Here is a 1,116-nt window from a genome sequence, read left to right as displayed (position 1 = left end):
CGGTCCGACTGCTGGGGGGTGTGGTGGCAGAGCCTGTCCGTGTGCGCAGACTGACCGACCAGGAGGGGCAGAAGCTGCAGCAGATCGTGCGCCGGGGCAGCACCAGTTCGGTGCGCTACCGGCGGGCGATGATGCTGCTGGCCTCGGCCGGCGGGAACCGGGTCCCGGTGATCGCGAAGCTGGTGCAGGCCGATGAGGACACGGTCCGGGATGTGATCCACCGGTTCAACGAGATCGGCCTGGCCTGCTTGGACCCTCGGTGGGCGGGAGGCCGTCCCCGCCTGCTCAGCCCTGACGATGAGGACTTCGTCGTGCAGACGGCCACCACCCGCCCGACCAAGCTCGGCCAGCCCTTCACCCGCTGGTCCATCCGCAAACTCGCCGCCTACCTGCGGAAAGTCCACGGCCGTGTCATCCGGATCGGCCGCGAGGCGTTACGGTGCCTGCTCGCCCGCCGCGGCGTCACCTTCCAGCGGACCAAGACATGGAAGGAATCACCCGACCCGGAACGCGACGCCAAGCTGGACCGCATCGAGGAGGTACTGGAGCGTTTCCCGGACCGTGTCTTCGCGTTCGACGAGTTCGGGCCGCTCGGCATCCGGCCCACCGCTGGGTCGTGCTGGGCCGAGCAGGGCCGGCCCGAGCGGCATCCCGCGGCCTACCACCGCACCCACGGAGTCCGCTACTTCCACGGGTGCTACTCGATCGGCGACGACACCCTCTGGGGTGTCAACCGCCGCAACAAGAGTGCCGCGAACACCCTGGCCGCGCTGAAGTCGATCCGTGCCGCCCGCCCCGACGGCGCCCCGATCTACGTGATTCTGGACAACCTGTCCGCCCACAAAGGCGCAGACATCCGCCGCTGGGCAAGGAAGAACAAGGTCAACCTGTGCTTCACACCGACCTACGCGTCCTGGGCCAACCCGATCGAGGCCCACTTCGGACCGCTGCGACAGTTCACCGTCGCCAACTCCAACCACCGCAACCACACCGCCCAGACGCGGGCCCTGCACGCCTACCTGCGCTGGCGCAACGCCAACGCCCGCCACCCAGACGTCCTCACAGCACAACGCCGTGAACGAGCCCGGATCCGCAGCGAGAAGTGCATCCGCTGGG

The 1,116-nt window shown here is 68.7% G+C and carries 1 protein-coding gene; it reads left to right on the top strand.

All coding sequences use genetic code 11. The annotated features are described in order from the left end of the window. Window positions 1-23 precede the first annotated feature (23 nt). Window positions 24-1,116 (top strand): IS630 family transposase (locus tag IEZ11_RS50420; protein WP_308426616.1); only part of this gene is annotated, 1,093 nt, incomplete at its 3' end.

Source organism: Streptomyces fuscichromogenes, assembly GCF_014645815.1.
In the GTDB taxonomy this organism is placed as follows: Bacteria; Actinomycetota; Actinomycetes; order Streptomycetales; family Streptomycetaceae; genus Streptomyces; species Streptomyces fuscichromogenes.
The sequence above is the reverse complement of the archived record's forward strand: the minus strand, read 5'-3'. Positions and strand labels throughout refer to the sequence as shown.